24 protein-coding genes are annotated in these 24,631 nt (G+C 71.0%); 12 read left to right on the plus strand and 12 right to left on the minus strand.

From position 1 onward, the window contains the following. Positions 1 to 56: 56 nt before the first annotated feature. Positions 57 to 536, minus strand: a complete 480-nt coding sequence (locus STSP_RS20660) for a cupin domain-containing protein (RefSeq protein WP_067280099.1) — start codon at positions 534 to 536, stop codon at positions 57 to 59. 307 nt (positions 537 to 843) lie between these two features. On the opposite strand from STSP_RS20660, the gene ddaH reads away from it, so the two are divergent. Together ddaH and STSP_RS20670 are read left to right on the plus strand one after the other, a co-directional pair. Continuing rightward, the gene (gene ddaH, locus STSP_RS20665; protein WP_067280101.1) at positions 844 to 1,620 is read left to right on the plus strand and encodes a dimethylargininase; all 777 of its coding nucleotides are present in this window, start codon (positions 844 to 846) and stop codon (positions 1,618 to 1,620) included. A gap of 196 nt (positions 1,621 to 1,816) precedes the next feature. Then, positions 1,817 to 2,791 (plus strand): acyl-ACP desaturase, encoded by a 975-nt coding sequence (locus STSP_RS20670; RefSeq protein ID WP_067280103.1) that lies wholly within the window; start codon positions 1,817 to 1,819, stop codon positions 2,789 to 2,791. Between the two features lie 24 nt (positions 2,792 to 2,815). Here the strand turns inward: STSP_RS20670 and STSP_RS20675 are convergent, their stop codons facing one another. The 3 genes from STSP_RS20675 to ligD form a co-directional block, all read right to left on the minus strand. Further along, positions 2,816 to 3,064, minus strand: a complete 249-nt coding sequence (locus tag STSP_RS20675; protein WP_198547395.1) for a WhiB family transcriptional regulator — start codon at positions 3,062 to 3,064, stop codon at positions 2,816 to 2,818. A gap of 202 nt (positions 3,065 to 3,266) precedes the next feature. Further along, entirely contained in the window at positions 3,267 to 4,058 is a 792-nt protein-coding gene (locus STSP_RS20680; protein WP_067280107.1) for a VOC family protein, read from the minus strand. Positions 4,059 to 4,150: 92 nt separating this feature from the next. Beyond that, a complete protein-coding gene (ligD, locus tag STSP_RS20685) occupies positions 4,151 to 5,173 on the minus strand; it encodes a non-homologous end-joining DNA ligase (RefSeq protein WP_067280109.1) in 1,023 nt (340 codons plus the stop codon). A gap of 84 nt (positions 5,174 to 5,257) precedes the next feature. Between ligD and STSP_RS20690 the strand changes: the two genes are divergently transcribed. After that, on the plus strand, positions 5,258 to 6,328 hold the full coding sequence (locus tag STSP_RS20690) for an ATP-dependent DNA ligase (protein ID WP_067280111.1): 1,071 nt from the start codon (positions 5,258 to 5,260) through the stop codon (positions 6,326 to 6,328). A gap of 93 nt (positions 6,329 to 6,421) precedes the next feature. On the opposite strand, the gene STSP_RS20695 is transcribed toward STSP_RS20690, so the two are convergent. The 6 genes from STSP_RS20695 to STSP_RS41275 all read right to left on the minus strand — a co-directional run bounded on the left by STSP_RS20695 (position 6,422) and on the right by STSP_RS41275 (position 12,046). Further along, entirely contained in the window at positions 6,422 to 7,681 is a 1,260-nt protein-coding gene (locus tag STSP_RS20695; protein WP_067280114.1) for a vanadium-dependent haloperoxidase, read from the minus strand. A 53-nt stretch (positions 7,682 to 7,734) separates the two neighbouring features. Beyond that, positions 7,735 to 9,066 carry an LLM class flavin-dependent oxidoreductase gene (locus STSP_RS20700; RefSeq protein WP_067280117.1) on the minus strand — a complete coding sequence of 444 codons (1,332 nt, stop codon included), beginning with the start codon at positions 9,064 to 9,066 and terminating at the stop codon, positions 7,735 to 7,737. Then, complete coding sequence (locus tag STSP_RS20705) at positions 9,063 to 9,878, minus strand: ABC transporter ATP-binding protein (RefSeq protein ID WP_067280119.1); 816 nt, start codon at positions 9,876 to 9,878, stop codon at positions 9,063 to 9,065. Before STSP_RS20705 ends, STSP_RS20700 begins: the two co-directional genes overlap by 4 nt. After that, a complete protein-coding gene (locus tag STSP_RS20710; protein ID WP_067280122.1) occupies positions 9,854 to 10,720 on the minus strand; it encodes an ABC transporter permease in 867 nt (288 codons plus the stop codon). Before STSP_RS20710 ends, STSP_RS20705 begins: the two co-directional genes overlap by 25 nt. Then, positions 10,717 to 11,778, minus strand: a complete 1,062-nt coding sequence (locus STSP_RS20715; RefSeq protein ID WP_067280123.1) for an ABC transporter substrate-binding protein — start codon at positions 11,776 to 11,778, stop codon at positions 10,717 to 10,719. The genes STSP_RS20710 and STSP_RS20715 overlap by 4 nt, the downstream gene beginning before the upstream one ends. Before the next feature lie 193 nt (positions 11,779 to 11,971). Continuing rightward, positions 11,972 to 12,046: a putative leader peptide gene (locus STSP_RS41275; protein WP_408646339.1), complete on the minus strand. Its 75-nt coding sequence runs from the start codon at positions 12,044 to 12,046 to the stop codon at positions 11,972 to 11,974. Between the two features lie 187 nt (positions 12,047 to 12,233). Here STSP_RS41275 and STSP_RS20720 point away from each other — a divergent pair, with 187 nt between their 5' ends. Beyond that, positions 12,234 to 13,205 (plus strand): DUF3048 domain-containing protein, encoded by a 972-nt coding sequence (locus tag STSP_RS20720; protein WP_067280125.1) that lies wholly within the window; start codon positions 12,234 to 12,236, stop codon positions 13,203 to 13,205. A gap of 57 nt (positions 13,206 to 13,262) precedes the next feature. On the opposite strand, the gene STSP_RS20725 is transcribed toward STSP_RS20720, so the two are convergent. Continuing rightward, a complete protein-coding gene (locus STSP_RS20725) occupies positions 13,263 to 13,730 on the minus strand; it encodes a MarR family winged helix-turn-helix transcriptional regulator (RefSeq protein WP_067280128.1) in 468 nt (155 codons plus the stop codon). Positions 13,731 to 13,966: 236 nt separating this feature from the next. On the opposite strand from STSP_RS20725, the gene STSP_RS20730 reads away from it, so the two are divergent. The 7 genes from STSP_RS20730 to pcaDC are packed head-to-tail and all read left to right on the plus strand — an operon-like array spanning position 13,967 to position 20,530. Continuing rightward, on the plus strand, positions 13,967 to 14,749 hold the full coding sequence (locus STSP_RS20730; RefSeq protein ID WP_067280130.1) for a CoA transferase subunit A: 783 nt from the start codon (positions 13,967 to 13,969) through the stop codon (positions 14,747 to 14,749). Further along, entirely contained in the window at positions 14,749 to 15,420 is a 672-nt protein-coding gene (locus STSP_RS20735) for a CoA transferase subunit B (protein ID WP_067280133.1), read from the plus strand. Before STSP_RS20730 ends, STSP_RS20735 begins: the two co-directional genes overlap by 1 nt. Before the next feature lie 2 nt (positions 15,421 to 15,422). Beyond that, complete coding sequence (locus STSP_RS20740) at positions 15,423 to 16,625, plus strand: thiolase family protein (protein WP_067280186.1); 1,203 nt, start codon at positions 15,423 to 15,425, stop codon at positions 16,623 to 16,625. Positions 16,626 to 16,682: 57 nt separating this feature from the next. Then, positions 16,683 to 17,453, plus strand: a complete 771-nt coding sequence (gene pcaH, locus STSP_RS20745) for a protocatechuate 3,4-dioxygenase subunit beta (RefSeq protein WP_067280136.1) — start codon at positions 16,683 to 16,685, stop codon at positions 17,451 to 17,453. Positions 17,454 to 17,458: 5 nt separating this feature from the next. Next, a complete protein-coding gene (gene pcaG, locus STSP_RS20750; protein ID WP_067280139.1) occupies positions 17,459 to 18,040 on the plus strand; it encodes a protocatechuate 3,4-dioxygenase subunit alpha in 582 nt (193 codons plus the stop codon). Further along, on the plus strand, positions 18,037 to 19,374 hold the full coding sequence (pcaB, locus tag STSP_RS20755; RefSeq protein WP_067280144.1) for a 3-carboxy-cis,cis-muconate cycloisomerase: 1,338 nt from the start codon (positions 18,037 to 18,039) through the stop codon (positions 19,372 to 19,374). Before pcaG ends, pcaB begins: the two co-directional genes overlap by 4 nt. Before the next feature lie 16 nt (positions 19,375 to 19,390). After that, positions 19,391 to 20,530: a bifunctional 3-oxoadipate enol-lactonase/4-carboxymuconolactone decarboxylase PcaDC gene (pcaDC, locus tag STSP_RS20760; RefSeq protein ID WP_198547396.1), complete on the plus strand. Its 1,140-nt coding sequence runs from the start codon at positions 19,391 to 19,393 to the stop codon at positions 20,528 to 20,530. 130 nt (positions 20,531 to 20,660) lie between these two features. On the opposite strand, the gene STSP_RS20765 is transcribed toward pcaDC, so the two are convergent. Further along, a complete protein-coding gene (locus tag STSP_RS20765; protein WP_067280146.1) occupies positions 20,661 to 23,327 on the minus strand; it encodes an ATP-binding protein in 2,667 nt (888 codons plus the stop codon). A gap of 196 nt (positions 23,328 to 23,523) precedes the next feature. Here STSP_RS20765 and STSP_RS20770 point away from each other — a divergent pair, with 196 nt between their 5' ends. Continuing rightward, a complete protein-coding gene (locus tag STSP_RS20770) occupies positions 23,524 to 24,489 on the plus strand; it encodes a DUF2510 domain-containing protein (RefSeq protein ID WP_078067359.1) in 966 nt (321 codons plus the stop codon). The last annotated feature ends 142 nt before the right edge of the window (positions 24,490 to 24,631 follow it).

Genomic DNA, 24,631 nt, shown 5'->3' on the forward strand with positions numbered 1-24,631 from the left:
AGGTGCGGGTGCCTGGGGGCCTGCGGTGCGCACCACAGTGAGATGCCGCCCGCAGGTCACCCCGCCTGCGCCTGCGCGCACTGAGGCGCGTCCGCGTCGACCGAGAGCGGGCTGCCTTTGGGGAGGAGGTAGGTCACGTAGAGGACGACCGGCTCCGTACCGAGATTGCGGCCTATGTGGACATGGCCGGGACCGGACGGCTCGATGAAAGCGGTACCGGCGGTGCTCGACTCGACGGAGCAGTCGTCCATGGTGCGGGTGAGGGTGCCGGACTTGACGACGGCGATGAGCTGACCGAGGTGGTAGTGCCATCCGGTGGATCCGCCCGGCTCGATCGTGATGGTGCGGACGACCACGTCCGCACGCCCCTTGGGGGGCTCGATCTTCAGCGTGCCCGCCGAGGTCCCGGTGGCCAGGATCGTGCCGGACACTCCGGTGCCGGGGGTCGCGAGCGCGCTGGACGGCCCGACGGCCAGCGCGGCCACGCATCCCGTCACGACACATGCCTTGCGGACACCGCTGCCCGTGCGTCTCATGATGATCCTCCAACTCGTTGGCGCTAATGCGGACTTGAGTATCGGGCGTCGAGGCTGGCCTGTCAGGACCGCCCGCTCCTCGAAAGCGTGTCCGGTACGGAACGGCAGTGTGGCCGGTACGGAACGGCAGGTGTGGCCGGTACTGAACGGCAGGTATGGCCGGTCGCGGCCGAGTACGAGCGTCGCCACTCCGGCGGCGGAGGGGGACTGTCGTCGTCCGGGAAGCCGCTGCATGATGTGCCCGGACAGCCCCCGCGTCGGGCCCCGCCCGAGCTCCGGCGCGCCCATCCGAGACGGAGAACCGCACGTGCCCAGCCAGAAGGCCCTCGTCCGGCGACCCAGCCCGCGCCTCGCCGAAGGGATCGTCACGCATATCGAGCGGGAGCCGGTCGACGCCGGGCTCGCGCTCGCGCAGTGGGAGGCGTACACCGAGGCCCTGCGGGCGCACGGCTGGGAGACCCTCGAGGTGGAGCCGGCCGACGACTGTCCGGACTCGGTCTTCGTCGAAGACACGGTGGTCGCCTTCCGCAACGTCGCGCTGATCACCCGCCCGGGCGCCGAGTCGCGCCGTGCGGAGACGGCCGGTGTGGAGGAGGCGGTGGCGCGGCTCGGCTGCTCGGTCAATTGGGTGTGGGAGCCGGGCACGCTGGACGGCGGTGACATCCTCAAGATCGGCGACACCGTGTACGTCGGACGTGGCGGGCGCACCAACGCGGCCGGTGTGCAGCAGTTGCGGGCGGTCTTCGAGCCGCTCGGAGCGCGCGTGGTGGCCGTACCCGTGAGCAAGGTGCTCCACCTCAAGTCGGCGGTGACGGCGCTGCCCGACGGCACGGTCATCGGACACGAGCCGCTCGTGGACAACCCGTCGCTGTTTCCGCGCTTCCTGCCGGTCCCGGAGGAGTCGGGGGCGCATGTGGTGCTGCTCGGCGGCGGGAAGCTGCTGATGGCCGCGAGCGCACCGAAGACCGCCGAGCTGTTCGCGGACTTGGGATACGAACCGGTCCCGGTCGATATCAGTGAGTTCGAGAAGCTCGAAGGCTGTGTGACCTGTCTCTCGGTACGGCTCCGAGAGCTGTACCGCTGAGGAGTTACGGGTCGCGGATGCCTGTACTCGCTGCTCAGGCGGCGTTTGGGGGGACCACTTGGACCTATTGGGTACCCCCGCTGGTGGACGCCCTTTACGGAGCGCTTAACCTACGGGTACGTAACCTACGGTTTCGTAGCCTACGACGCCGTAGGTGCCGTCCCCCCGCCAGAACTCCCGTCCCCCTGGAGGCCCCGTGACGATCACCACCCCCCATCTCGGCAGCATGGACACCTGGACCGACGCCCGGTTGCTGTACGCCCTGGAGGAAGTGGTCGAGAACGAACTCAACCGCCATCTGAAGGTGGCCAAGGACTGGATGCCGCACGAGTATGTGCCCTGGTCGGACGGCCGCAACTTCCCCGGCTTGTTCGAGGACGGCGAGGCCTGGGACAAGGAGCAGTCGAAGGTCACCGAGATCGGCCGTATCGCACTGGTCGTCAACCTCCTGACGGAGGACAACCTGCCGAGCTACCACCACGAGATCGCGACGCTCTTCGGCCGCGACGGCGCGTGGGGTACCTGGGTGCACCGCTGGACCGCCGAGGAGGGCCGGCACGGCATCGTGATGCGCGACTACCTGCTCGCCTCGCGCGCCGTGGACCCGGACAAGCTGGAGCAGTTCCGCATGGCGCACATGAGCGAGGGCTTCGAGTCCGACAACCGTCACTCGATGCTCCATTCGGTCGCGTACGTCGCCTTCCAGGAGCTGGCCACGCGTATCTCGCACCGCAACACGGGCCACCAGTCGGGTGATCCTGTGTGCGACCGGATGCTGGCGCGCATCGCGACCGACGAGAACCTGCACATGGTCTTCTACCGCAACCTGCTGAAGGCCGCCTTCGAGCTCGCGCCCGATCTCACCATGCAGGCGGTGCGCGACGTCGTGGTCAACTTCCGTATGCCCGGCCACGGCATGCCCGGCTTCGAGCGCGCCGCTGCACAGATGGCGATCGGCGAGGTCTACAACCTTCGCATCCACCACGACGACGTGCTGCAGCCCGTGCTGCGCTTCCTGAAGGTCATGGAGATCGACGGCCTCGGGCCCGATGGCATGCGGGCCCAGGAGGAGCTCGGTCTGTACCTGAACGGACTGGACAGCGAGGCCCGGAAGTTCGACGAGAAGCTGGCGGCCCGCAAGGCGCGGATGGCGGCGCGCGCGGCGGGCTGAGGCCGGGCGCCGCCGCCGCGGCGTTCAGCCGCCGCCCCTGATGCGGCGCAGACGCTGCCGCTCCTTCTCCGAGAGGCCACCCCAGACGCCGAAGCGTTCGTCGTTGTCGAGCGCGTATTCGAGACACTCCGCACGGGTCTCGCACAGCCGGCAGATGCGTTTCGCCTCTCGTACGGAACTCCCGGGTTCGGGAAAGAAGAAGTCGCCTCCGGTCTGCGCGCACAGCGCCTGCTCCTGCCAGGCGAGGTCCTGTCGGCTCGTGTCGATCTGCATGCGGGCGATCGTGCCGGACCGGGCGAAACAAGCGATCAACGATTCATCAACGCGTTGCGTCTCGAGGAGCCTTGGAGGCGCCAGAGGGAATCCTGACCCCGCCCCGGGTGTCGCGCACGGCGGCGCGCCGGACCGCGTGTGCGGCGGCGGCACCGGCTGCCGCCGCCGCACAGCCTCCGGGGCGGCCGGGTGACGGCCCGGCTCAGCCGTGCGGGTGCGTGCTCTTGATCACGGCGAAGCGCGCGCCGTACGGATCCGTGAGTTTCGCGAGGCGGCCCACGCTCTCCATGTCCCTGGGCTCCACCCGCACCGTGCCGCCCAGCTCCCGTGCCCTGGCAGCGCTCGCGTCGGTGTCGGCCACCTCGAAGTACGGCAGCCAGTACGCCCCGGCCTCGCACTCGACCGGGTCGGCCGCCAGCGGCAGCACGCCCCCGAACATGCCCTGCTCGCCCGTACCCGCGGGATGGACCGTCGTGTACGTGCCACCCGGGAACGGCACGTCGAAGGTTCCCCAGCCGAACACCGAGCCGTAGAACTCGGTGGCTGCGGCGGTATCCGGGGTGTAGAGCTCGGTCCAGCACAGAGTGCCCTGATCGCCGACCAGGTCCAGGCCCTTGTTGGCGCCCGGCTGCCAGCAGCCGAAGGCGACACCCGCGGGATCACCGAACATCGCCATGCGCCCCTGGTCGAAGACGTCCATCGGCTCCATCAGTACGGCGCCGCCGTTCTGCTCCACGGCTTTTGCGGTGGCGTCGGCATCGGGACTCTGGAAGTACAGGGTCCAGGACGGCGGGCCCTGGTCCTCGGTGATGGCCATGCCGCCCGCGACGGTCTTCCCGTGCAGCTGGAACATGCCGTACCCGCCGGCCTCCGGCCCTGCCGACCGGAACTCCCAGCCGAACAGGCCGCCGTAGAAGGCCTGGGCACCCTCGATGTCGCGTGTGCCGACATCGAGCCAGTTCGGTGAGCCCGTGACGTAGCGGGTGGTGAGCATGATGCCCTCCTTGTGAGCAGTCGCGTTGCTCCTGCCTCCATGAGTGCCACGTCCGCGAGGTCGCGTCCGCCATGGCGTCGCGTCCTCCGGGTCTACGAGGACGCGTCCTCGCGCCTGGCCCGGCTCGGCTGCACCCGCTTCGGTTCACCCGGCACCTTGGGGTGGTCCGGCGGGTACGGCATGTCGCCGAGACCCTGTTCGCGCTCCATGCGGTCGGCGAGCTCCAGCAGTGCGTCGAGGCGGTACGCATGGTCGTCCATGTCCGCGTGCACATCCCCGACGTCGGCGAAGCGCGCAGGCATCGTGGCCAGGTCGAAGTCCTGCGGCACGGCGTCGTCGATCTCGTCCCAGCGCAGGGGTGCGGAGACCGGCGCGTTCGGGCGGGGACGGACCGAGTAGGCGGACGCGATGGTGCGATCGCGCGCCGTCTGGTTGTAGTCCAGGAACACCTTCTCCCCGCGTTCCTCCTTCCACCAGGCCGTCGTCACCCGGCCGGGCATGCGCCGCTCGAGCTCGCGGCCGCAGGCGATGGCGGCGCGCCGTACCTCGGTGAACGTCCAGCGTGGCTCGATCGGCACGAACACGTGCAGGCCCCGGCCGCCGGACGTCTTGGGCCAGCCGCGCAGCCCGGACTCGTCGAGGACGGCGCGCAGTTCGTGGGCAGCTCGCACGGCGTCGGCGTAGTCGGTACCGGGCTGCGGATCGAGGTCGAGGCGGAGCTCGTCGGGACGGTCGACGTCCGTACGGCGGACCGGCCACGGGTGGAAGGTGAGCGTGCCGTACTGCGCGGCCCACAGTACGGCGGCCTCCTCGGTGGGGCACATCTCGTCCGCGCTGCGACCGCTGGGGAAGGTGATGTGGGCGGTCGGGATCCAGTCGGGCATGTTCTTCGGCGCCCGTTTCTGGAAGAAGGACTCGCCGGTCACCCCGTCCGGGTAGCGCTCCAGGGTGGTGGGGCGGTCGCGCAGGGCGCGCAGAATGCCGGGGCCGACCGCCTGGTAGTAGCGGGCGAGGTCCAGCTTGGTGAAGCCCCGCTCCGGAAAGAAGATCTTGCCTGGGCTGGACAGGCGTACCTTCCGCTGCCCCGCCTCGAGCTCCACCGCATCTCCCGCCATGGGTGCCACGGTAGGCGCCCGAACAACGCTTCGCATACCCGATGAGACAGGACATAGCGTCGCCGAAGGCCCCAGAATCGAACCATGGACCTCCCGGTGAAGCGCCCCGTCCTGCCGATGCTCGCCAAGCTCGTGGCGAAGATCCCTCCGGGCATGCACTACGAGGCGAAGTGGGACGGGTTCCGTGCGATCGTCTTCCGTGACGGGGACGAGATCGAGCTGGACAGCCGTACCGGCAAGCCGCTGACCCGCTACTTTCCGGAGCTCGTGGAGGCCATGCGGGAGCGGCTGCCGGAGCGGTGCGTGATGGACGGCGAGATCGTGATCGCCCTCGGCGACCACCTCGACTTCGACGCACTCACCGAGCGCATCCATCCCGCGCAGTCACGTGTACGGACGCTGGCGGAGCGTACCCCGGCGTCGTTCGTGGCCTTCGACCTGCTGGCGATCGACGACGAGTCGCTGCTCGACACCGGGCTGGCCGAGCGCCGGGAGCGCCTGGTGAGAGCACTCTCCGGCGTCACGGCGCCCGTCCACCTCGCCCCGGCGACCACCGACATCGAGATCGCACAGCGATGGTTCGAGGAGTACGAGGGCGCGGGCCTCGACGGCGTGATCGCCAAGCCCCTCGACCTGCGCTACCGCCCGGATGAACGCCTCATGTTCAAGATCAAGCACGAGCGGACCGCGGACTGCGTCGTCGCGGGATACCGCTTCCACAAGAGCGGTCCCGTGGTGGGTTCGCTGCTCCTCGGGCTGTACGACGGCCAGGGCGCCCTCCAGCACGTCGGGGTCAGCGCCGCCTTCCCCATGAAGCAGCGCGCGCAGCTCGTCGAGGAGCTGGAGCCGCTGCGCATGGATTCCCCGGAAGGCCACCCGTGGGCGGCCTGGGCGGACGAGGCCGCCCACGAGACGGCCAGGCTGCCGGGCGCCCCCAGCCGCTGGTCGGGCAAGAAGGACCTGTCGTGGGTGCCGCTGCGGCCGGAGCGGGTGTGCGAGGTGGCGTACGACCATATGGAGGCCGGGGCCCGCTTCCGGCACACGGCGCGGTTCCGCCGCTGGCGCCCGGACCGGACCCCCGAGAGCTGCACGTATGCGCAGCTGGAGGAGCCGGTCCGGTACGAGCTGTCGGAGATCCTGAAGCCCCGGAGCTGAGCGGTCCCCTCGGAGCCTGTGCGGGACAGAGGGCCGAGGGTCCCCCGGGGACTCTCGGGGGACTCGCCTTCAGCCCCCGGGCTCCCCACCTCCTCAGAGCGCTCTCAGCAGCCGGTCCGCGGTGCGCAGCGTCTGCCCGGCGACGTTTCTGCCGAGCGTGACGCCGGCCTCGTCCGCCGAACGGGTGTGGATCCCGGAGTAGACCCGGGCGTCGACGTTCTCGGCGGTGAGCTCGTGCCAGCTCGTGTAGGTGCGGGTCACGCCGAGAGCGGTGGGGCTGGTCAGCTCGAAGGGCGCGGTGCTCGGTCCGGCCAGCGCGTTGAGCACGCCCTCGGCCGCACCCGAGTAGGTGGTGTGCCCGCTCGGATAGTCGGGGTGGGCGGGTGTGGTGTGCAGCGGCGTCCAGTCCGGGTCCTGGGCGATCGAGCCGGTTCGTATCGCGGTGACGGGCCGCCAGCGTGTGTACGCGTACTTGCTGTCGGACGTCGCTATCTGGGTGTCGACGAGCGCGACGTGGAACAGTGCGACCAGCTCGGCCCGCTCGGCGTCCGAGCGTGGCGCCCGGTCCACCGCCACCCGCAGCGGCTCCGTGTACAGGGCGAGCGAGGAACCGAGCCAGAAGTCGGCGGTCTCGGTCTGGTGGGCGGTGCGCCTGGTGCTGTCCTGGGCGCCGTAGGTGCGGACCTCGGCCAGGTCGGTCTTGTAGCGCCGGGAGTCGAGGGACGGGGGCGCGGGCAGCCGGTACTGGTCGGCGCTGGTCAGCGCGAACGGCTTGGCGAGCCGGTTGCCGTACTGGGTGGCCGGCGCGTACGCCGGCGGCGTGGGCTGCCATTCGCCGGGTGCGGGGGCCGGCACCGGGTAGGGCGCGTTGACCGATGCGGGGTCGAGGCCGTCGCCCTCGCGGGACTTCAGGGCCAGCGCTGCCTGGCGGGCTCCGGCGGCCACGCCCTTGTCCTCCGACTCACCGTCGGGAATCGCGTCCAGGGTCTGCTGCAGCGCAGCGTCCAGTTGTTCGGTACGGGCCGGGGCGAGAGCGACCAGCCCGTCGTGCACGGCGGAGGCGAGTGCCGCGGCCTGGTAGTCGCCGCGGTCGACGCCGGGCGGCACGGCGCGGGTGGCGCGTGCTGCGGCGAGCCAGCTGATCGCCCAGGTGCGGCTGTTGGTGACCTGGGTGGTGGCGCCCGCGGCCGCGATGGTCTCCGCCGTGGTGTCGTACCAGTCGAGGGCGACCGCCCCGGGTGCCGCAGCGGACCTGGTTGGCGTCGCGGCGGCGGACGGGACGGCCGTGGTCGCCGCGAGCAGCGCGGTGGCCCCGAGAGCGACCAGGGCGGGGCGGGATCTGAGCGGGTTCACGAACTCTCCTTGTCTTGGGAAGCAATGACGTCGGTTCAGGCGCACGAGACGCTTCAGGCCCGCGGCGAGGCGTACTGGCTGTCCGGCCGGGCCAGTCCGTAGTGCTCACGCAACGTCGTGCCGGTGTACGAACTGCGGAACAGGCCGCGCTCGCGCAGGATCGGCACGACATGGTCCGCGAACAGGTCGAAGCCGCCGGGCAGCCACGGGGGCATGATGTTGAATCCGTCGGCGGCCCCGTGCTCGTACCACTCCTGGAGCTGGTCGGCGACCTGCTCCGGCGTGCCCGCGATGACGCGGTGGCCGCGGGCACCCGCGAGGCGGTGCAGCAGCCCGCGGACGGTGGGCTGCTCGCGGTCGATGATGTCGAGGATCACCTGGAAGCGGCTGCCGTTGCCGCGCTCCCCTCCGGTCTCGATGAGCTCGCGCGGTACGGGACCGTCGAGCTGCTCCTCGGTCAGCCGCACGCCGAGGATGCGGTGCAGCTGCTGCAGCGAGTACTCGGGCTGGGTGAGTTCGTTGAACTCGTCGTACAGCGCGCGGGCCTCGGCCTCCGTGGAGCCGATGAAGGGGCTGATGCCGGGCAGGACAAGGACCTTGGAGGGGTCCCGGCCCAGGGTGGCTGCCCGCGCCTTGATGTCGGCGTAGAAGTCCTGGGCGCTGCCGAGCGTCTGGTGGGCGGTGAACACGGCCTCCGCGTACCGGCCGGCGAAGGCGCGCCCGTCCTCCGAGGAACCGGCCTGGACGTAGACGGGTCGCCCCTGCGGTGTCCGGGGGATGTTGAGCGGGCCATATACCGTCAGATGCGGCCCGCTGTGGTCCACGGCGTGGATGCGGTCGGTGTCGGCGAACAGTCCCGTCTTCTGGTCGGCGACGAGTGCCTCGTCCTCCCAGCTGTCCCAGAGCCTGGTGACGACGTCGACGAATTCGCGGGCCCGGTCGTAGCGCTCGGCGTGTACGGGGTGGGCATCGAGGCCGAAGTTCCGGGCGGCCTGCGGCGCACCCGTGGTGACGATGTTCCACCCCGCCCGGCCCCGGCTGAGGTGGTCGAGGGATGCGAAGAGCCGGGCCAGGTTGTACGGCTCGGTGTAGGTGGTGGACGCGGTGGCGATCAGGCCGATCCGCTCGGTGGCCGCGGCGATCGCGGAGAGCCAGGTGAACGGTTCGAGGCGGAACCGGCTCGCGTAGCGCACGTTGTCGGCGAGGGCCGGTCCGTCGGCGAAGAAGACCGCGTCGAAGGCCGCGGCCTCCGCGCGTCGGGCCAGGTCCTGGTAGAAGCCGATGTCGAGGATCTGCCCGGGGTCGGACGCGTGGTGGCGCCAGGCGGCCTCGTGGTGGCCCCCGGGATAGACGAACAGGTTGAGGTGCAGTTCACGCCGGGTCATGCCGCGCTCTCCTCCGCCGTTGGATCGAGAGCCGGTGGATCGCCGGCCGCCGGGTCGGCCGCCACCGGGTCGACCCCCAGCCGGGCCAGCAGTTCGTCGCGCAGCGCCGCGTACTCGGGACTGCCGTGCCGACGCGCCACCCCCGACCCGACGGGAACGTCCGCGGCGATGCGGCCGGCGTCCAGGACGACGACCCGGTCGGCGAGGACGATGGCCTCGTCGACGTCGTGGGTGACGAGCAGTACGGCGGGCCGGTGCCGTTCGCACAGCCGCCTGAGCAGGGTGTGCATACGGATGCGGGTGAGCGCGTCAAGGGCGCCGAACGGCTCGTCGGCCAAGAGCAGTTCGGGTTCGCGCACCAGGGAGCGGGCCAGCGAGACGCGCTGCTGCTCGCCACCGGAGAGTTCCACGGGCCATGCTTTCTCGCGGCCTTCGAGGCCCACCTCGGCGAGCGCCGCGCGGCCGCGGTCGAGCGCGTCGGGGCCGGGCAGTCCCAGCACCACGTTGTCGAGGACCCGTTTCCACGGCAGCAGCCGGGCGTCCTGGAAGACGACGGAGACCTCGGCGGGCGCGTCGATCTTGCCGGTGCCGGTGACCTCGTGGTCGAGTCCGGCCAGCGCGCGCAGCAGCGTGGACTTTCCCGAGCCGCTTCGGCCCAGCAGGGCGACGAACTCCCCTGCTGCGATGGAGAGTTCGAGGCCGTCGAGGACCTTTCGGTCACCGAAGGCGCGTACGAGCCCGGCGATGCGTACCACGCCGCGTGCCGAACCGGGGTGCGTGGCGGCCGTCAGCCCGCCAGTGTGCGCCGCCATGACAGGGCCCTCCTCTCCACCAGCCGGACGAGTGCGTCCGAGACCAGGCCGAGGAGGCCGTAGACGACGAGGCCGACGATGATGATGTCGGTCTGCCCGTAGGTGCGGGCGAGTTCCATCATGTAACCGATGCCGCTGGTGGCGTTGACCTGCTCGACGACGACCAGCGCCAGCCAGGCGGCGGTGACGGCGAACCGCATGCCGAGCAGGAACCCCGGCAGCGCGCCCGGGAGGACGACGTGGCGCAGGAACTGCGGGCGCGTGAGCCGCACCGTCTCGGCGAGCTCGGCGTAGCGGTTGTCGATGGTGCGCAGCCCGTTGTGGGTGTGGATGTAGACGGGTACGAACACGCCGAGCGCGATGGTGATGACCTTCATCGACTCGCCGATGCCGAACCAGAGGATCAGCAGCGGGATGAGGGCGAGCGACGGGATGGCCCTCTTGATCTGTACGGGACCGTCGATGACGCCTTCGCCGAGCCTGCTGAGCCCCGAGAGGACGGCCAGGGCGAGCCCGGCGGCGACACCGAAAAGCAGCCCGAGCAGGGCGCGTTGGGCGGAGGTGGCGAGATTCGACTGAAGGCGTCCGTCGGCGATGAGGTCCCCCGCTGTGGAGACCACGGTCCAGGGAGCGGAGAGGTTGCGGGGGTCGATGAGGCCGGCCGCGGACCCGGCCGCCCAGACGGCGAGCAGCAGCACGGGGCCGAGCGCCCAGCCGTAGGGGATCGGCCGGCCCGGGCCGAGACGGCGGCGGCGCGGAGTGGCGGGAGGCGCGGCGGTGGAGACGGCCTGCTCCGCGCCTGTTACGGCGGTCTTCGTCAGTGTGGGTGCGTGCGTGCTCATGAGCCCGCCTCCGCGTCGGGCTTGATGGCGTCTGCCGCGACGGACTCGTAGCGCCGGTCGAAGAGCGTCTCCGCGTCGAAGCTCTCCTTGCCGGTCTCCTTGGCCAGGAGATCGATGGTCTGCTGCTGACGTTCGATGGCCGAGGTCCAGTCGGCGGGGATGTCGGGGTGGCCGCTCAGCTTGACGAGGTACTCGCCGTCCTCGCGGCTCAGCCCCTGGTCCTTGACGTAGTAGCCCTCGATCCATTCGTCGGGGTGCTGGTCGATCCACACCTGTGCCCGCGCCCAGAACTTGACGAACTCCCTGATGGCAGCGGCCTTTTTCGGGTCGCTCACGGCCTCTGTCGGCACCCACAGATGACCGGGATCGTCGCGCAGCCCGTGGTGAATGGTCTTGCCGCCGTCCTTGCCGTACTTGACGGCATAGCGCTTGATGTTGACGCTCCCGAGCGGCGCCGCGTCCACCTGGCGGCTGCCCAGCGCGGTCGGATAGACATCGCCGGTGCTGGGCAGTTCGACGAGCTCCACGTCGTCCTTGGTGAGCCCGGCCTTGGCGAGGATACGCAGGACGAGGGCGCCCTGGGCCTGCCCGGGACTGTAGGCGATCTTCTTGCCGCGCAGGTCCTTCAGCGTGTCGATGCCGGCACCGGGGGCGATCCCGAGTTCGTAGGTGGGGTGCTTGATCGGGTCCTTGCGGAATCTGGCCGCCACCAACTTCGTGTCCAGGCCTGTCCAGTGGGCATGAATGGAAGGTATTTCCGCAGCAGAGCAGACATCCAGAGAATGGGCCCGGAACGCCTCGGAGCACTGCGGTCCGCCGCTGAGGTTCGCCCATTTCACTGTGAAGGGCAACTTGTCTGCCTGACCGGAGAGTTTCAGGGCGACCTTGATATCCGGTGCCCCGATGGTGAGTGTCGTGCCGGGGTCCACCTTTTCGGGAATCTTGACGTCGGCGACGTTCTTCGAGTCGGCGGTCGATGCTTGCGTGCCGGCGCAGCCGGACAGCAGCAGCGGGGCGATCAGGGCAGCGCAGAGCGCAACCCGGGTGCGTTCGGACATGGGTGTGTTCCCCGGTTCTTCAGGACCTTCAGGAGGACTTCTGCAAGACCTTCCATCACATCCGCAGAGCCCCACGCAGGCCTGCAGGACATTTCACGAAGGCGCGGAAAGGAAGCGCTGGGAGCGCTGGAAAATGCGGATCATGGGCACAGACAAGAGCGCCCGCAGAGCAGCGGACTGGAGCCGGCGAAGGTCAGCGACAGAGAGCACCGGAGACGCGCATCAGATCGACAGCGCGCCGCTGCGTGAACCGCTGAGATATCCACATGCCGCCGAAGTTATCCGTGCTCCAAGAAACGGTCAAGAGCCGTCCCTGGATTGCACTGTGCCGCAATAACGCCTTTGTACTTCCGCCATGCGGGCGTTACAACCGGCCGACCGCCGTCGGGGTATGCCCAGCAAAAGGGGGTATGTCCATCGGCAGATGATTCGATGACGCGGACGCGGGGGCCGACGTGAACGGTGGAGCGCTGACACGCATACGTCTCGGAGCGATCGCGGTGGCGGTCCTGACGGCGCTGGCCGTCGGCTGCACGGCGGGGGGCGGTTCGGACGACGGCTCGCGTCCCGGTGAGCGGCCATCCGCGTCCGAGAGCTCCGGGCCCGGCGGCGGTGGCTCCGTACTCGCCGTGAAGATCGACAACGTGCGTCCGGCGCGCCCGCAGACCGGCCTGGACGCGGCGGACGTCGTGTACGTCGAGCAGGTGGAGGGCGGGCTGAGCCGGCTGATGGCCCTGTACGCGACGCAGCTTCCGTCCGTCGTGGGGCCGGTGCGCAGTGCGCGCGAGACGGATCTGGAGTTGCTGCGGCAGTTCGACCGTCCGACGCTGGCCTACTCGGGGGCGCAGTCGAAACTGCAGCCGCTGATCGACGCGGCGCCGCTCATCGCCGTGCCTCCCGGCAAGGCCCCTTCGGGGGCGTACTTCCGCAGTAGGGACCGGGCCGCGCCGTACAACCTCTATCTGCGGCCCGAGGCGCTGAAGGCCGAGCAGCAGCCGGGCGGGCTGGCGAGCACCGGGTTCCGGTTCGGTGCGGCGCCGGGAGGCGGCAAGGCCACCGCCGAGCGGACCGTCCGCTTCCCCTCCGCCCGCTTCACCTTCACCTGGTCCGCGGAGCCGAAGAAGTGGCTGGTGACCATGGACGGCACCGCGGCCCGTACGGCCGAGGGCAAGCGGCTCGCCGCCTCCACCGTCGTCGTCCAGTACGTCACCGTGCGGGACTCCCGGTTCCACGACCGATCGGGCAGTGTGTCCCCGTTCTCGGAGACGGTGGGCGAGGGAACGGCGGTCGTCCTGCGTGACGGGCGCGCCTACGACGCACGGTGGGAGCGCTCTCCGGCGGAGGACGGGACGGAGTTCACCACGGCGGAGGGCAAGCCGATGACGTTCGCCCCCGGTCAGGTGTGGGTGGTGTTCGCGAAAGCGTGAGGGATCGCGCTCGTCGTCCAGGGATCGGCACCCTCGACGTCCTCGTGCGGCGCCGCCTCAGGACTGCGCCACCAGCGGCTCCCCCGGGTTGCGCAGCCCCTCCGCGGCGTCGGCGACGCGCCGGATCAGTTCGATGAAAGCACTCTGCTCCTCGGCGGAGAGAGGGGCGAGGAACACCTGGTTCATACGGGCCGTGCGGACCGTGAGCTTGCGGTGCGTCCGCACACCGTCCTCGGTCAGCCGGAGCAGGTAGCGGCGGCCGTCCTGCGGGTCGCGCACCTTGTCGAGCAGACCGCGGCGGCCGAGCCGGCTGATGACCTCCGCGATGGTGGAGCGGTCCAGGTTCACACGCGCGCCCACGGTGCGCTGGTCGAGCCCAGGCTCGGCGACGAGCGCGTTCATGACGGCGAACTGGGGCGAGGTGATCTCCTCGGACACCATCGAGTTCCACAGCAGGTAGTGGGCCTGCTGTAGCCGCCGGGCCAGGTGCCCGGGATGGGTGGTCAGGTCCACCGCGCCGGCCATATGCGTTCCTCCAGAATTTCCGCCATCGGATTCCGTTCGCTCGGATTCCGTTCGTGTACTGAACAATACTCAGGCTCAAGCCCTCGTCTGTCGAGCTCCCTGGCCGCCATCTCGCATGGGTCTTGACGGCTCAACGATCCGATGGCAGCGTGTGGAAACCTCGCAGAAATAATCAGTGCCCTGACTAATCATGGCGCGTCAGGGCACGGGTGCTGGGAAGAGATGAGGCTTCACGGATGGACAAGGTGGTCGCCACAGCCGCTGGGGCCGTGGCCGACGTACCCGACGGCGCCACGCTCGCCGTCGGCGGGTTCGGCCTGAGCGGCGTGCCGAACGTACTGATCAAGGCGTTGTACGACCTCGGGGTCTCGGGCCTCGGCGTGGTGTCCAACAACTGCGGAGCGATGGACTCGGGTCTGGCGATCCTGCTGTCCGCGGGCCGCATCTCCCGCGTGACCGGCTCCTACATCGGCGCGAACAAGGAGTTCGCCCGGCAGTACCTGGGCGGCGAGCTCGAGGTCGAGCTGATCCCCCAGGGCACGCTCGCGGAGCGGCTGCGCGCCGGCGGCTGCGGCATCCCCGCCTTCTACACCCCGGCGGGCGTGGGCACGCAGGTCGCGGACGGCGGTCTGCCGTGGCGGTACGACGGTCAGGGCGGGGTCGCGCTGGCCTCGCCGCCGAAGGAGGTCCGCGAGTTCGACGGCGTCGAGTACGTCCTCGAGCACGGGATCCGCACCGACTTCGCCCTGGTGCGCGCGGCGAAGGGCGACCGGCACGGGAACCTGGTGTTCAACAAGTCCAGCCGCAACTTCAACCCGCTCGCGGCCATGGCGGGCAAGGTCACCATCGCCGAGGTGGAGGAGCTGGTGGAGCCGGGCGAGATCGATCCGGACGAGGTGCATCTGCCGGGCATCTTCGTGCAGCGCGTGGTCGCGCTGACGCCCGAGGAGGCGGCCGACAAGGGCATCGAGAAGCGGACGGTTTCCGCGCCTGCGGCACGAGAGACGGTGAGCGAGTAATGGCCTGGACGCGTGAGGAGATGGCCGCGCGTGCGGCGCGCGAGCTCGAGGACGGCCAGTACGTCAACCTCGGCATCGGACTGCCGACGCTGATCCCGAACTATCTCCCGAAGGGCGTGGAGGTGGTCCTGGAGTCGGAGAACGGGATCCTGGGCGTCGGCCCGTACCCCCTCGAGGACGAGGTCGACCCGGATCTGATCAACGCCGGCAAGGAGACGGTGACGGTCCTCCCCGGCGCCTCCTACTTCGACTCCTCGCTGTCGTTCGGCATGATCCGCGGTGGGCACATCGACGTCGCCGTGCTCGGCGCCATGCAGGTCTCCGCGGGCGGCGACCTCGCCAACTGGGCCATCCCCGGCAAGATGATCACGGGGATCGGCGGGGCGATGGACCTGGTGCACGGCGCCCGCAAGGTCATCGTCGTCATGACCCACACCGCGAAGGACGGCTCCCCGAAGATCGTCGAGAAGTGCGATCTGCCGCTCACGGGCAAGTCTTGCGTCGGCCGCATCATCACCGACCTCGGGGTACTGGACGTGACCGAGGACGGTCTCCTGCTCGTCGAGACCGCTCCCGGCGTGTCCACCGAGGAGATCGTCGCCAAGACCGCGGCCAAGGTTCGCGCCGCCGAGGACATCGCCGGAGAGAGCTCCGAAGGGATCCAGTCATGAGCCTGCGGGACGTCTACATCGTCGACGCCGTCCGTACGCCGTTCGGCAAGTACAACGGGGGCCTGGCGAGCGTCCGCCCGGACGACCTGGCCGCCCACGCGATCCGTGAACTCCTCGCCCGTACACCCGAATTGGACCCGTCCCGGATCGGGGACGTGTTCTTCGGCAACGCCAACGGAGCGGGCGAGGAGAACCGCAATGTGGCCCGCATGGCCGGACTGCTCGCCGGACTGCCGACCTCGGTGCCGGGTGTGACCGTCAACCGGCTGTGCGCCTCCGGCCTCGAGGCCGTCATCCAAGCCACACGGGCCATCGCGCTCGGCGACGTCTCCATCGCCCTGGCCGGCGGCGTCGAGTCGATGACCCGTGCACCCTACGTCCTGCCCAAGAGCGACAAGCCCTTCCCGGCCGGGCACACCGAGCTGTACTCCACCACGCTGGGCTGGCGCATGGTCAACCCGAAGATGGACCCGCAGTGGACCATCCCGCTGGGCGAATCGGCCGAGCTCATCGCCGAGAAGCACAAGATCACGCGAGAGCAGCAGGACGAGTTCGCGCTCGCATCGCACCAGAAGGCCGCTGCCGCGCAGGCCGCGGGCCTGGTCGACGGCGAGATCGCCCCGGTGTCGATCCCGCAGCGCAAGGGCGAGCCGGTGGTGTTCGACCGCGACGAGTGCATCCGTGAGAGCGCTTCTCTGGAGGCCATGGCCAAGCTGAAGCCGTCCTTCCGCAAGGACCACGGCACCGTGACCGCCGGCAACGCCTCTCCGCTGAACGACGGTGCGGCGGCCCTGCTGCTCGTCGACGAGGAGGGCCTGAAGGCCACCGGCCGCGAACCCCTGGCCCGCGTCTCCGCTTCCGGCGTCTCAGCGATCGACCCGCACTACTTCGGCCTCGCCCCGGTCGAGGCGGTCAACCGTGCCCTCGCGAAGGCCGGCAAGACCTTCGGCGACCTGACCACGCTCGAGCTGAACGAGGCGTTCGCCGCCCAGGTGCTGGGCTGTGTCGCCGAGTGGCCCGAGTTCGACCCCGCGATCCTCAACCCGCGCGGCGGCGCCATCGCCATCGGCCACCCGCTGGGCGCCTCCGGTGCCCGCCTGGCCGGCACCGTCGCGCACCAGCTCGCCGCCGCCGGCTCCGGCACCGGCGTGGCCACCCTCTGCATCGGCGTCGGACAGGGCCTCGCCCTCGTCCTCGAACGCTGAACCCCATCCGCCCCCGCTGACCCCCGTTCCCGTACGGCAGGAAGCCCAGGAACCCCCATGGCTCTCACTCAGTCGGACATCGACATCGAGGTCAACGACCTCCAGAACGCCTACGACAAGGCGCGCGCCGCGGGCGCCCCGGTACAGAACCACCCGCCGCGCGACTACGCCCCCTACCGCAGCTCCGTGCTGCGCCACCCCAAGCAGCCGCTGGTCGCCGTGAACGGCGGCGACCCGGAGACGGTCGAGCTGTCCGGGCCGGTCTTCGGGCCGACCGACATCACCGACATCGACAACGACCTGACCATCCAGCACCAGGGCGAGCCGCTCGGCGAGCGGATCACCGTCTCCGGCCGGCTGCTCGACCGCGACGGGCGTCCGGTGCGCGGCCAGCTGGTCGAGATCTGGCAGGCCAACGCGTCCGGCCGGTACGCGCACCTGCGCGACCAGCACCCGGCGCCGCTCGACCCGAACTTCACCGGTGTCGGCCGGACCCTCACCGACGACGAGGGCCGCTACCGGTTCACCACGATCAAGCCGGGCGCGTACCCGTGGCGCAACCACACCAACGCGTGGCGCCCCGCGCACATCCACTTCTCGCTGTTCGGCACGGCGTTCACGCAGCGGCTCGTGACGCAGATGTACTTTCCGAACGACCCGCTGTTCCGCTACGACCCGATCCTGCGGTCGGTGACGGACGAGTCGGCCCGCAACCGCCTGGTCGCGGCGTACAACCACGACCTGTCGCAGCCCGAGTTCTCGCTCGGCTACGAGTGGGACATCGTCCTGGACGGTCCCTCCGCCACCTGGATCGAGGAAGGCCGATAAGCCCCATGAGCGAGACAAGCCCCATGAGCGAGACGCTTCTGCCCACCCCGTCCCACACCGTCGGCCCCTTCTACGGCTACGCGCTGCCCTTCCCCGAGGGCGAGCAGGTCGCGCCGAAGGGCCACCCGGACACGATCGCCCTACACGGATACGTGCTGGACGGCGAGGGCAATCCCGTTCCGGACGCGATACTCGAGTTCTGGCAGGCGGGCCCCGACGGTTCGCTGAAGGGCGCGCCCGGTTCGCTGCGGCGCGACCCGGTGACCGGCGGGTTCCTGGGCCGCAACGGCGTCGACTTCACCGGCTTCGGCCGGGTCGCCACGGACGCCGACGGTCACTACGCGCTGTACACGCTGCCGCCGGGCAACGCGGGCGTGCCGTACATCAGCGTGTGCGTGTTCGCGCGCGGCCTGCTGCACCACCTGTACACGCGGGCGTATCTGGCGGACGGCGCCGACCCGCTGCTGGACGGGCTGCCGGCGGATCGCCGGGCCACGCTGCTCGCTGCCGAGGAGCCGAACCGGACGTACCGTTTCGACATCCGCCTTCAGGGCGAAGGCGAAACGGTCTTCCTGGAGTTCCAGTGACATCCGTCGATCCCGACGCCGGCCTGCTCGCCCCCGGGCGGGCAGGCTCCCCCGCTGAGAGCGCCACCAGCGACACCGCCTTCCTCCAGGCGCTGCTCGACGCGGAGTCCGCGCTCACCCGCGCCCAGGCGGCCACCGGGCTCGCCCCGGCCGCGGCGGCCGACGCGGTGACCGCGGCGGCCGACGCCGCCCGCTTCGACGCCCGCGATATCGCGCTGCGGGCGCGGGGCGGCGGCAATCCAGTGATCCCGCTGGTCGGCGACCTCACGGCCGCCGTGCCCGCGGAGTACGCGCCGTATGTGCACCGGGGAGCGACGAGCCAGGACATCATGGACACCGCGATGATGCTGGTCGCGTCGCGGACACTGTACCTCGTCCTGGCCGATCTGGCCCGCACGGAGGAGGCCCTGGCCCGGCTGGCCGCGGCCCACCGCGACACGGTGATGCCGGGCCGCACCCTCACCCAGCACGCGGTGCCGACGACCTTCGGCCTGAAGGCGGCGGGCTGGCGCTCGCTCGTTCTGGATGCACGGGACCGTGTCCGGGCGGTACGGGACGCGCTGCCCGCCCAACTCGGCGGCGCAGCAGGCACGTTGGGAGCCTTCTCCGCGTTCGGTGCCGATCTCCCCGCCGTGGAAGCGCTCGTTACCACCTACGCCCGCGAACTCGGCCTCGCCGAGCCCGGGCTTCCCTGGCACACCCTCCGCACGCCCGTCGCCGACCTCGCGTCCGCGCTCGCCTTCACGGTGAGCGCTCTCGGCAAGCCGGCGGCCGACGTCCTCACCCTCTCCCGTACGGAGATCGGCGAGCTCTCGGAAGGCACCGGTGGCGGCTCCTCCGCGATGCCGCACAAGGCGAACCCGGTGCGCGCCACGCTGATCGCGGCCGCCGCCCGCCGCGCCCCGCACCTCGCCGCCACGCTGTACGGCTCACTCGCCGCCGAGGACGAGCGCCCCCCGGGCGCCTGGCACGCCGAGTGGGAACCGCTGCGCGACCTGCTCCGGCTGGCCGGCGGTGCCGCGAGCGATGCGGCCGAGCTCGCCGCGGGGCTCCAGGTGCACCCGGACGCGATGCGCGCACACCTGGACCTGACCCACGGGTTGATCGTCTCCGAACGGCTGGCCGCCGAGCTCACCCCGCACCTGGGCCGGGCCCGCGCGAAGGCGCTGCTCACGGATGCCGCCAAGCGCACCCGCACGGAGCGGAGAGCGCTCTCGGACATCCTCGCCGAAACACCGGACCTCGTCGGCCTGGACCTCGCCGAACTCACCGACCCCACCCACTACACCGGCTCCGCCGGAGCCCTCACCGACCGCGCCCTGAAGCGACGTTGAACACCACGGAGCGACGTTGAACACCACGCCCACCGGCAAGCTGCTGCATCACCGCACCGAGGGTCCGGCCACCGCTCCCCCGCTGATCCTCGGCCCCTCGCTCGGCACGTCGACCGCGCTGTGGGACGACGTGGCCCCCGAACTGGCCGTCACCCACCGCGTCATACGCTGGGACCTGCCCGGCCACGGCGGCTCCCCCGCCGACCTGATCGGCCCCGGCGCCACGGTCGGCGATCTGGCGGACCTCGTCCTCTCGCTCGCCGAGTCGCTCGGCATCGACCGCTTCGCGTACGCCGGGGTGTCGCTCGGCGGGGCCGTCGGCCTGCATCTGGCCGTGCACCATCCCGAGCGCGTTGCGAGCCTGGCCGTGATCTGCTCGTCCTCCCACTTCAACGGGCGAGCGCCCTGGGAGGAGCGTGCCGCACTCGTACGCCGCGAGGGCCTGGAAACTCTCGCGGAGAACGCGCCGACCCGCTGGTTCACACCCGGCTTCACCGTGCCCGCCCTGGTCGAGGACCACCGCACCGCGGCCCCGGACGCGTACGCCGCGTGCTGCGACGCACTCGCCGCGTACGACATCCGCGACGAGCTGTCCTCGATCAGCGCGCCGACTCTGCTGATCGCGGGCCGCGAGGATCCGGCGACTCCGCCCGCCCATCTGCGCGAGATCGCCGACGCGGTGACCGGCTCCACGCTCGTCGAGCTCCCCGGCGCCTCGCACCTCGCCCCCGCCGAGCGGCCCGAAGCCGTACTCACGGCTCTGCGGGCGCACTTCGCCGGCGATGCCGAGCGGGGTGTGCGCGTGCGCCGCGAGGTGCTCGGGGACGCGCACGTGGACCGCGCCCAGTCGCGGACGACCGGCTTCACGGCCCGTTTCCAGGACTTCATCTCGCGCTACGCATGGGGCGAGATCTGGACGGACCCCACCCTGACGCGCCGCGAGCGCAGCCTGATCACCATGACGGCGCTGGTCGCGCACGGTCATTACGACGAGCTGGCGATGCATGTGCGGGCGGCCCGGCGCAACGGCCTGACGCCCGAGGAGATCGGCGCGGTGCTGCTGCAGACCGCCGTGTACTGCGGTGTCCCTGCGGCCAACTCGGCGTTCGCGGTGGCTCAGCGGGTGCTGGCCGAGGAGGACGCGGCAGAGTCCTGACGCGGTCGGGGCGCTGCGTCTGGACCTCGCTGGGGCTCCGCCCCGAGACCGGGCTCGCCCTGAAGGTCTCGTCGTCCGTCGCCGGACGGGCTGACGTGGCCCGTCAGGCGATGGACGGCGACTGTCCAGGTCAGCGCAGGCCGCGCCCCGTGTCCAGCACCTCCTGAGCGCGGGCGGCCAAGCCGTCGGCGCCGCAGGAGCGGGCCAGGGTGAGGCCGCGGGTGAGTTCGGCGACCGAGCGGGCCGCTATGCCGTACTCGACGCGGGCCACGGCGTGTTCGTAGGCGCAGGGCGACGCTTCGAGGTGGGCCGCGGCCTTGGCGTACAGGGTGACGGACCGCTGTCCCTTCTCCAGGGCCGCTTGGCAGCGCAGGGCCTCACCGATCGCCGTGTCGGTGCCGAACTTCTCGGCCTGGCGCCGTGTTTGGGCGGCGAGGTCGGCCGCGCGTTCGGGATCGTCCATGGCGAGTGCCCGGGCGAGGCAGCACGCCCACGGCGCCATGACGGGGTTGTGCAGACCGCGGGCGGCCGCAGCCGCCTCGGCCGCCTCCAACTCGGTCACGCCCTCCTTCGTACGTCCTGAGAGCATCAGGAGGCGGCCGCGTACGGAATGGGCGTCCGGTACGACGATCGTGGACGGGTAGGGCGGTGCGAAGCCGTAGCGGTCCGCGATCTCCTGGGCCTGGTCGACGTGGCCGCGGGCCAGCAGCGTGTCGATGAGCATGCAGGCCGCGTCCCAGTGCATGGGCAGGCCGCGCCCGACCTGGTCGGCGAGGCGCAGGCCTTCGCGCAGATACGCCTCGGCGTCCTTGAGTCGTCCGCGCCTGCGGTGCACATAGCCGACGCCGGCGTGTGCGAAGGCGAGGTGGCCGCCGCTCCACCCGGCGGTCTCGTAGGCGCGCAGTGCCTCGGTGAACAGGCTCTCGGCACGGTCGATCCGGTCCGCGAACAGGTAGGAGACACCGAGCATGAGGAGGAGTTCGAAGCCCCATTCGTTGTCGGTCCAGCCGAGACCGGGGGCGAGGCGTCCGTTCTCCAGGGACCGGTCGCAGAGCTCGACGACCACCTCGGCGTTCTCGCCGCGCGTCATCGCGTCGAAGGCGCGCAGTATCAGCAGGGCGCGTTCGGAGTTGTCGCGGCCGGTGAGGGATCCGGCCAGCTCGGCGAGGCTGCGGGAGCGGCCCGGCGAGTCCTGCTCGCCGACGTGGATGCCCTCCCACATGTAGTGCATGGCGATCAGCCGCATCCGCTCGGGGCCCGGTTCCAGCCGCGCGGCCTCGTCGTCGACGATGCGGACCGCCTCTTCCAGCTGGTCGTTGTGGACGAGCGCCTGCGAGAGACGGCACACGGCGTCCACCCGCACGTCGCGTTCCAGGCCGGGCATGCCCAGCGCCTCGCGCAGGTGGCCGATGGTGGTGGCGGGCGAGGTGAGGAAGGTGGCGCAGCCCAGTTCGTAGAGCACGTGCGCGTGGACGTCCGGCAGCGGTGGCTCCCGCAGGGCCCGCTCGAGACAGCGGCGGGCCGCGTCCGGTGCGCCCACGGCCAGGTGTTCGCGGGCGGCTTCGCGCATCTGCTCGACGAGTTCCGGGTCGTCGTCCGGGTGCACTTCGAGGAGGTGCCGGGATGCGGCTGCGGCGCCTCGGCCCGACCGGGTGACCGCCCATGCGGCGCGGCCGTGCATCGCGGTGCGGGTCGCGGGCGGGATGGACTGGTAGACGGTACTGGCGACCAGGGGGTGGACGAACTCCAGCCGCGTGCTGCCGTCCTGGCTCTGGCCGCCGGTGAGGATACGGGCGGTCCGCAGGACCTCCGCGCAGCGTTCGGCGTCGTCGTACGCCATCCCGGCGATCGAGGCGGCGAGTTCGAGTGAGATGCCCGTGCCGAGGATCGCGGCGGCCCGGGCGAACAGGATGGCGTCGGTGCCCAGGGCTTCGATGCGGTCGACGAGGCCGCGGCCGCGGGCCGAGCGGTTGAGCTCACGCAGCTCGGCGGCCGAGGCCTCGACGGGTTCCAGCTCGCTGTCCTGCACCTTCGCGAGCAGCTCCACCGCCTCGTACGGGTTGCCGCCCGTGACCGCCCAGACCTCGCGGCAGAACGGCGCGTCGGCGTGCTCGCCGAGCGTGGCGCGGGTGAGACCCGCCGTCGCGTCGGGTGTGAGGGCGTGCAGCACGGTGCGGGGGCGCGCGGCGGCGCCGATGCGCTCCAGCTGGCGGGCATGTTCGTCGGCGGTGTCGCGCTGCCGGTGGGCGACGACGACGAGCACGGGCAGGTCGTCGAGGCGTTCGGCGAACGCGGCGAGCCACTGGAGCGTCTCCTGGTCGGCCCAGTGTGCGTCGTCCACCAGCAGCACGAGCGGCCAGTGGAGGCGGGCGAGGCGGTGGGCCGCGGCGACCAGGCCGTTCAGCACACCCTGCGGGTCGGCCTGACGGCCCGTCGGCTGGGCGATGCCGAGGGCGGGCCCTGCGATGTCGTACCAGTCGCCCAGGTACTCCCGCGCCTCCTCCTCGGTCAGTGCGACGAGAGCGGGCTGCAGCAGCTGGCGCAGGACGTTGAAGGGGACGGAGGTGACGGTCTCGCCGCCGCGCGCGGACCAGACGGTGCAGCGGCCTTCCGCGATGCGGCCGATCTCGGTGAGCAGCGCGGTCTTTCCGATGCCGGCTTCGCCGCTGTAGACGAGGAGGCTGCCGGATGTCGCACCGGAGTGGAGCGCGTCGACCGTCGCAGCGGCCTCGGCGAGTTCGGCGTCGCGCTCCCAGAGCGGGGCTGGGACGAACCGTCCAGACCGGCCCTGCGTCATTCGGCTACCTCCTGAAGTCGCTGACAACCGCTGTGAACTGCTGAGTCGACGTTCGGATCTCGAGCCTATCCGGAGTAGTGCCGTCGAGGTGAGGAGTCGGTCAGCTTTCGCCGCTTCGAGGCCAGCGCCTTCCGACACAGGCCCCAGAGCCGCCCCTCTCATGGGGATTTCAGGCAGGGCTCATACTGTGGCGTCCATGACGCAGGTGACTCCTCCCGGCTGGTATCCCGACCCGGGGCAGACAAGTGACGGTCCCCGCACCGAGCGGTGGTGGGACGGACATGTGTGGACGGATCAGACCCGTCCTGTGGGATCGGCCGGTGCCTGGGGTCCCCCGGCGCTGCCGCCCGGTGCGCCGCCGTATCCGGCGTACCCCGCGTATCCGGCCAAGTCCCCGCGGCGCGGCCTGCGTACGGCCATCGGTGCCGGTGCGGCGCTCGCGGTGCTGGCGGGCATCGTCGGCGGTGTCTACGCCCTTACGGCCGACGACGGAGGGGGCGGCCGTGACCGGGCCGACTCGGCACCGTCGGCTCCCAGCGGGCCAGGTGGACGCGGGGGCGGGCCGGGCGGAGAGAGCGGCGCGCCGCGGGCGCCCGAGTCCGGCGGACCGTCGGGCGGCCCTCAGCTCGAGGACGGCTATGCGACCGACCTGGCGAGCGGCATCAGCCTGCCCGTTCCGGACGGCTGGACCGGCAAGTCCGGGCTCGGCGCCGGGGTGACGACGGGGACGTACACGTGCCCGGGCGACACCTCCGAGAAGTGCGTACGCGGCGGGGCGTTCTCGGTGCCTGCCGAGGCGCTGGACATCAAGGCGACCAGCGCGGAGGCCGCGGCCAAGGCCGACATCGAGAAGAATGCCGAGCAGTCCTACGGCGGAAAGCTCTACGGCAGGATCACCGCGCACGACGAGCTGGTGTCGAAGGCGGTGACGGTGGCAGGCCAGAAGGGTTACCAGGTCCGCTGGAAGGTCGTCACGGCCAAGGGTGACGACGGCTATGTCGAGTCCCTGGTGTTCCCGTCACCGTCCGACAAGGACAAGCTCGTCGTCGTTCGCTTCGGGATCGACGTCAGCGACAAGGCCCCGAAGGTGTCCGTGATCGATGAGATCACGAAGGGGATCAAGGCCTTCTCCGGGGGCGGTGGCAACGGGCAGAACGTCTGAGCCCGCCCGGACGCACACCGACGCGGGGCAGCCCTGCGGCGCATGAGAGGCCGGGCGGGTCTCGCCGCTCTGGAGGGACCCGCCCGGCCGGGGTCCCCGTCCCCACGGTGCGGCGCGGGCAGGCCGCCGCCCGGCTGTCCGG

This window comes from Streptomyces jeddahensis (genome assembly GCF_001642995.1).
Classification (GTDB): Bacteria; Actinomycetota; Actinomycetes; order Streptomycetales; family Streptomycetaceae; genus Streptomyces; species Streptomyces jeddahensis.

Excerpts from the sequence above, each read along its gene's own strand:
- STSP_RS20660 (WP_067280099.1), bottom strand. The coding sequence starts at position 536 with ATGAGACGCACGGGCAGCGGTGTCCGCAAGGCATGTGTCGTGACGGGA.
- STSP_RS20675 (WP_198547395.1), bottom strand. The coding sequence starts at position 3,064 with ATGCAGATCGACACGAGCCGACAGGACCTCGCCTGGCAGGAGCAGGCG.
- STSP_RS20680 (WP_067280107.1), bottom strand. The coding sequence starts at position 4,058 with ATGCTCACCACCCGCTACGTCACGGGCTCACCGAACTGGCTCGATGTC.
- ligD (WP_067280109.1), bottom strand. The coding sequence starts at position 5,173 with ATGGCGGGAGATGCGGTGGAGCTCGAGGCGGGGCAGCGGAAGGTACGC.
- STSP_RS20690 (WP_067280111.1), top strand. The coding sequence starts at position 5,258 with ATGGACCTCCCGGTGAAGCGCCCCGTCCTGCCGATGCTCGCCAAGCTC.
- STSP_RS20700 (WP_067280117.1), bottom strand. The coding sequence starts at position 9,066 with ATGACCCGGCGTGAACTGCACCTCAACCTGTTCGTCTATCCCGGGGGC.
- STSP_RS20705 (WP_067280119.1), bottom strand. The coding sequence starts at position 9,878 with ATGGCGGCGCACACTGGCGGGCTGACGGCCGCCACGCACCCCGGTTCG.
- STSP_RS20710 (WP_067280122.1), bottom strand. The coding sequence starts at position 10,720 with ATGAGCACGCACGCACCCACACTGACGAAGACCGCCGTAACAGGCGCG.
- STSP_RS20715 (WP_067280123.1), bottom strand. The coding sequence starts at position 11,778 with ATGTCCGAACGCACCCGGGTTGCGCTCTGCGCTGCCCTGATCGCCCCG.
- STSP_RS20725 (WP_067280128.1), bottom strand. The coding sequence starts at position 13,730 with ATGGCCGGCGCGGTGGACCTGACCACCCATCCCGGGCACCTGGCCCGG.
- STSP_RS20730 (WP_067280130.1), top strand. The coding sequence starts at position 13,967 with ATGGACAAGGTGGTCGCCACAGCCGCTGGGGCCGTGGCCGACGTACCC.
- STSP_RS20735 (WP_067280133.1), top strand. The coding sequence starts at position 14,749 with ATGGCCTGGACGCGTGAGGAGATGGCCGCGCGTGCGGCGCGCGAGCTC.
- pcaH (WP_067280136.1), top strand. The coding sequence starts at position 16,683 with ATGGCTCTCACTCAGTCGGACATCGACATCGAGGTCAACGACCTCCAG.
- pcaG (WP_067280139.1), top strand. The coding sequence starts at position 17,459 with ATGAGCGAGACAAGCCCCATGAGCGAGACGCTTCTGCCCACCCCGTCC.
- STSP_RS20765 (WP_067280146.1), bottom strand. The coding sequence starts at position 23,327 with ATGACGCAGGGCCGGTCTGGACGGTTCGTCCCAGCCCCGCTCTGGGAG.
- STSP_RS20770 (WP_078067359.1), top strand. The coding sequence starts at position 23,524 with ATGACGCAGGTGACTCCTCCCGGCTGGTATCCCGACCCGGGGCAGACA.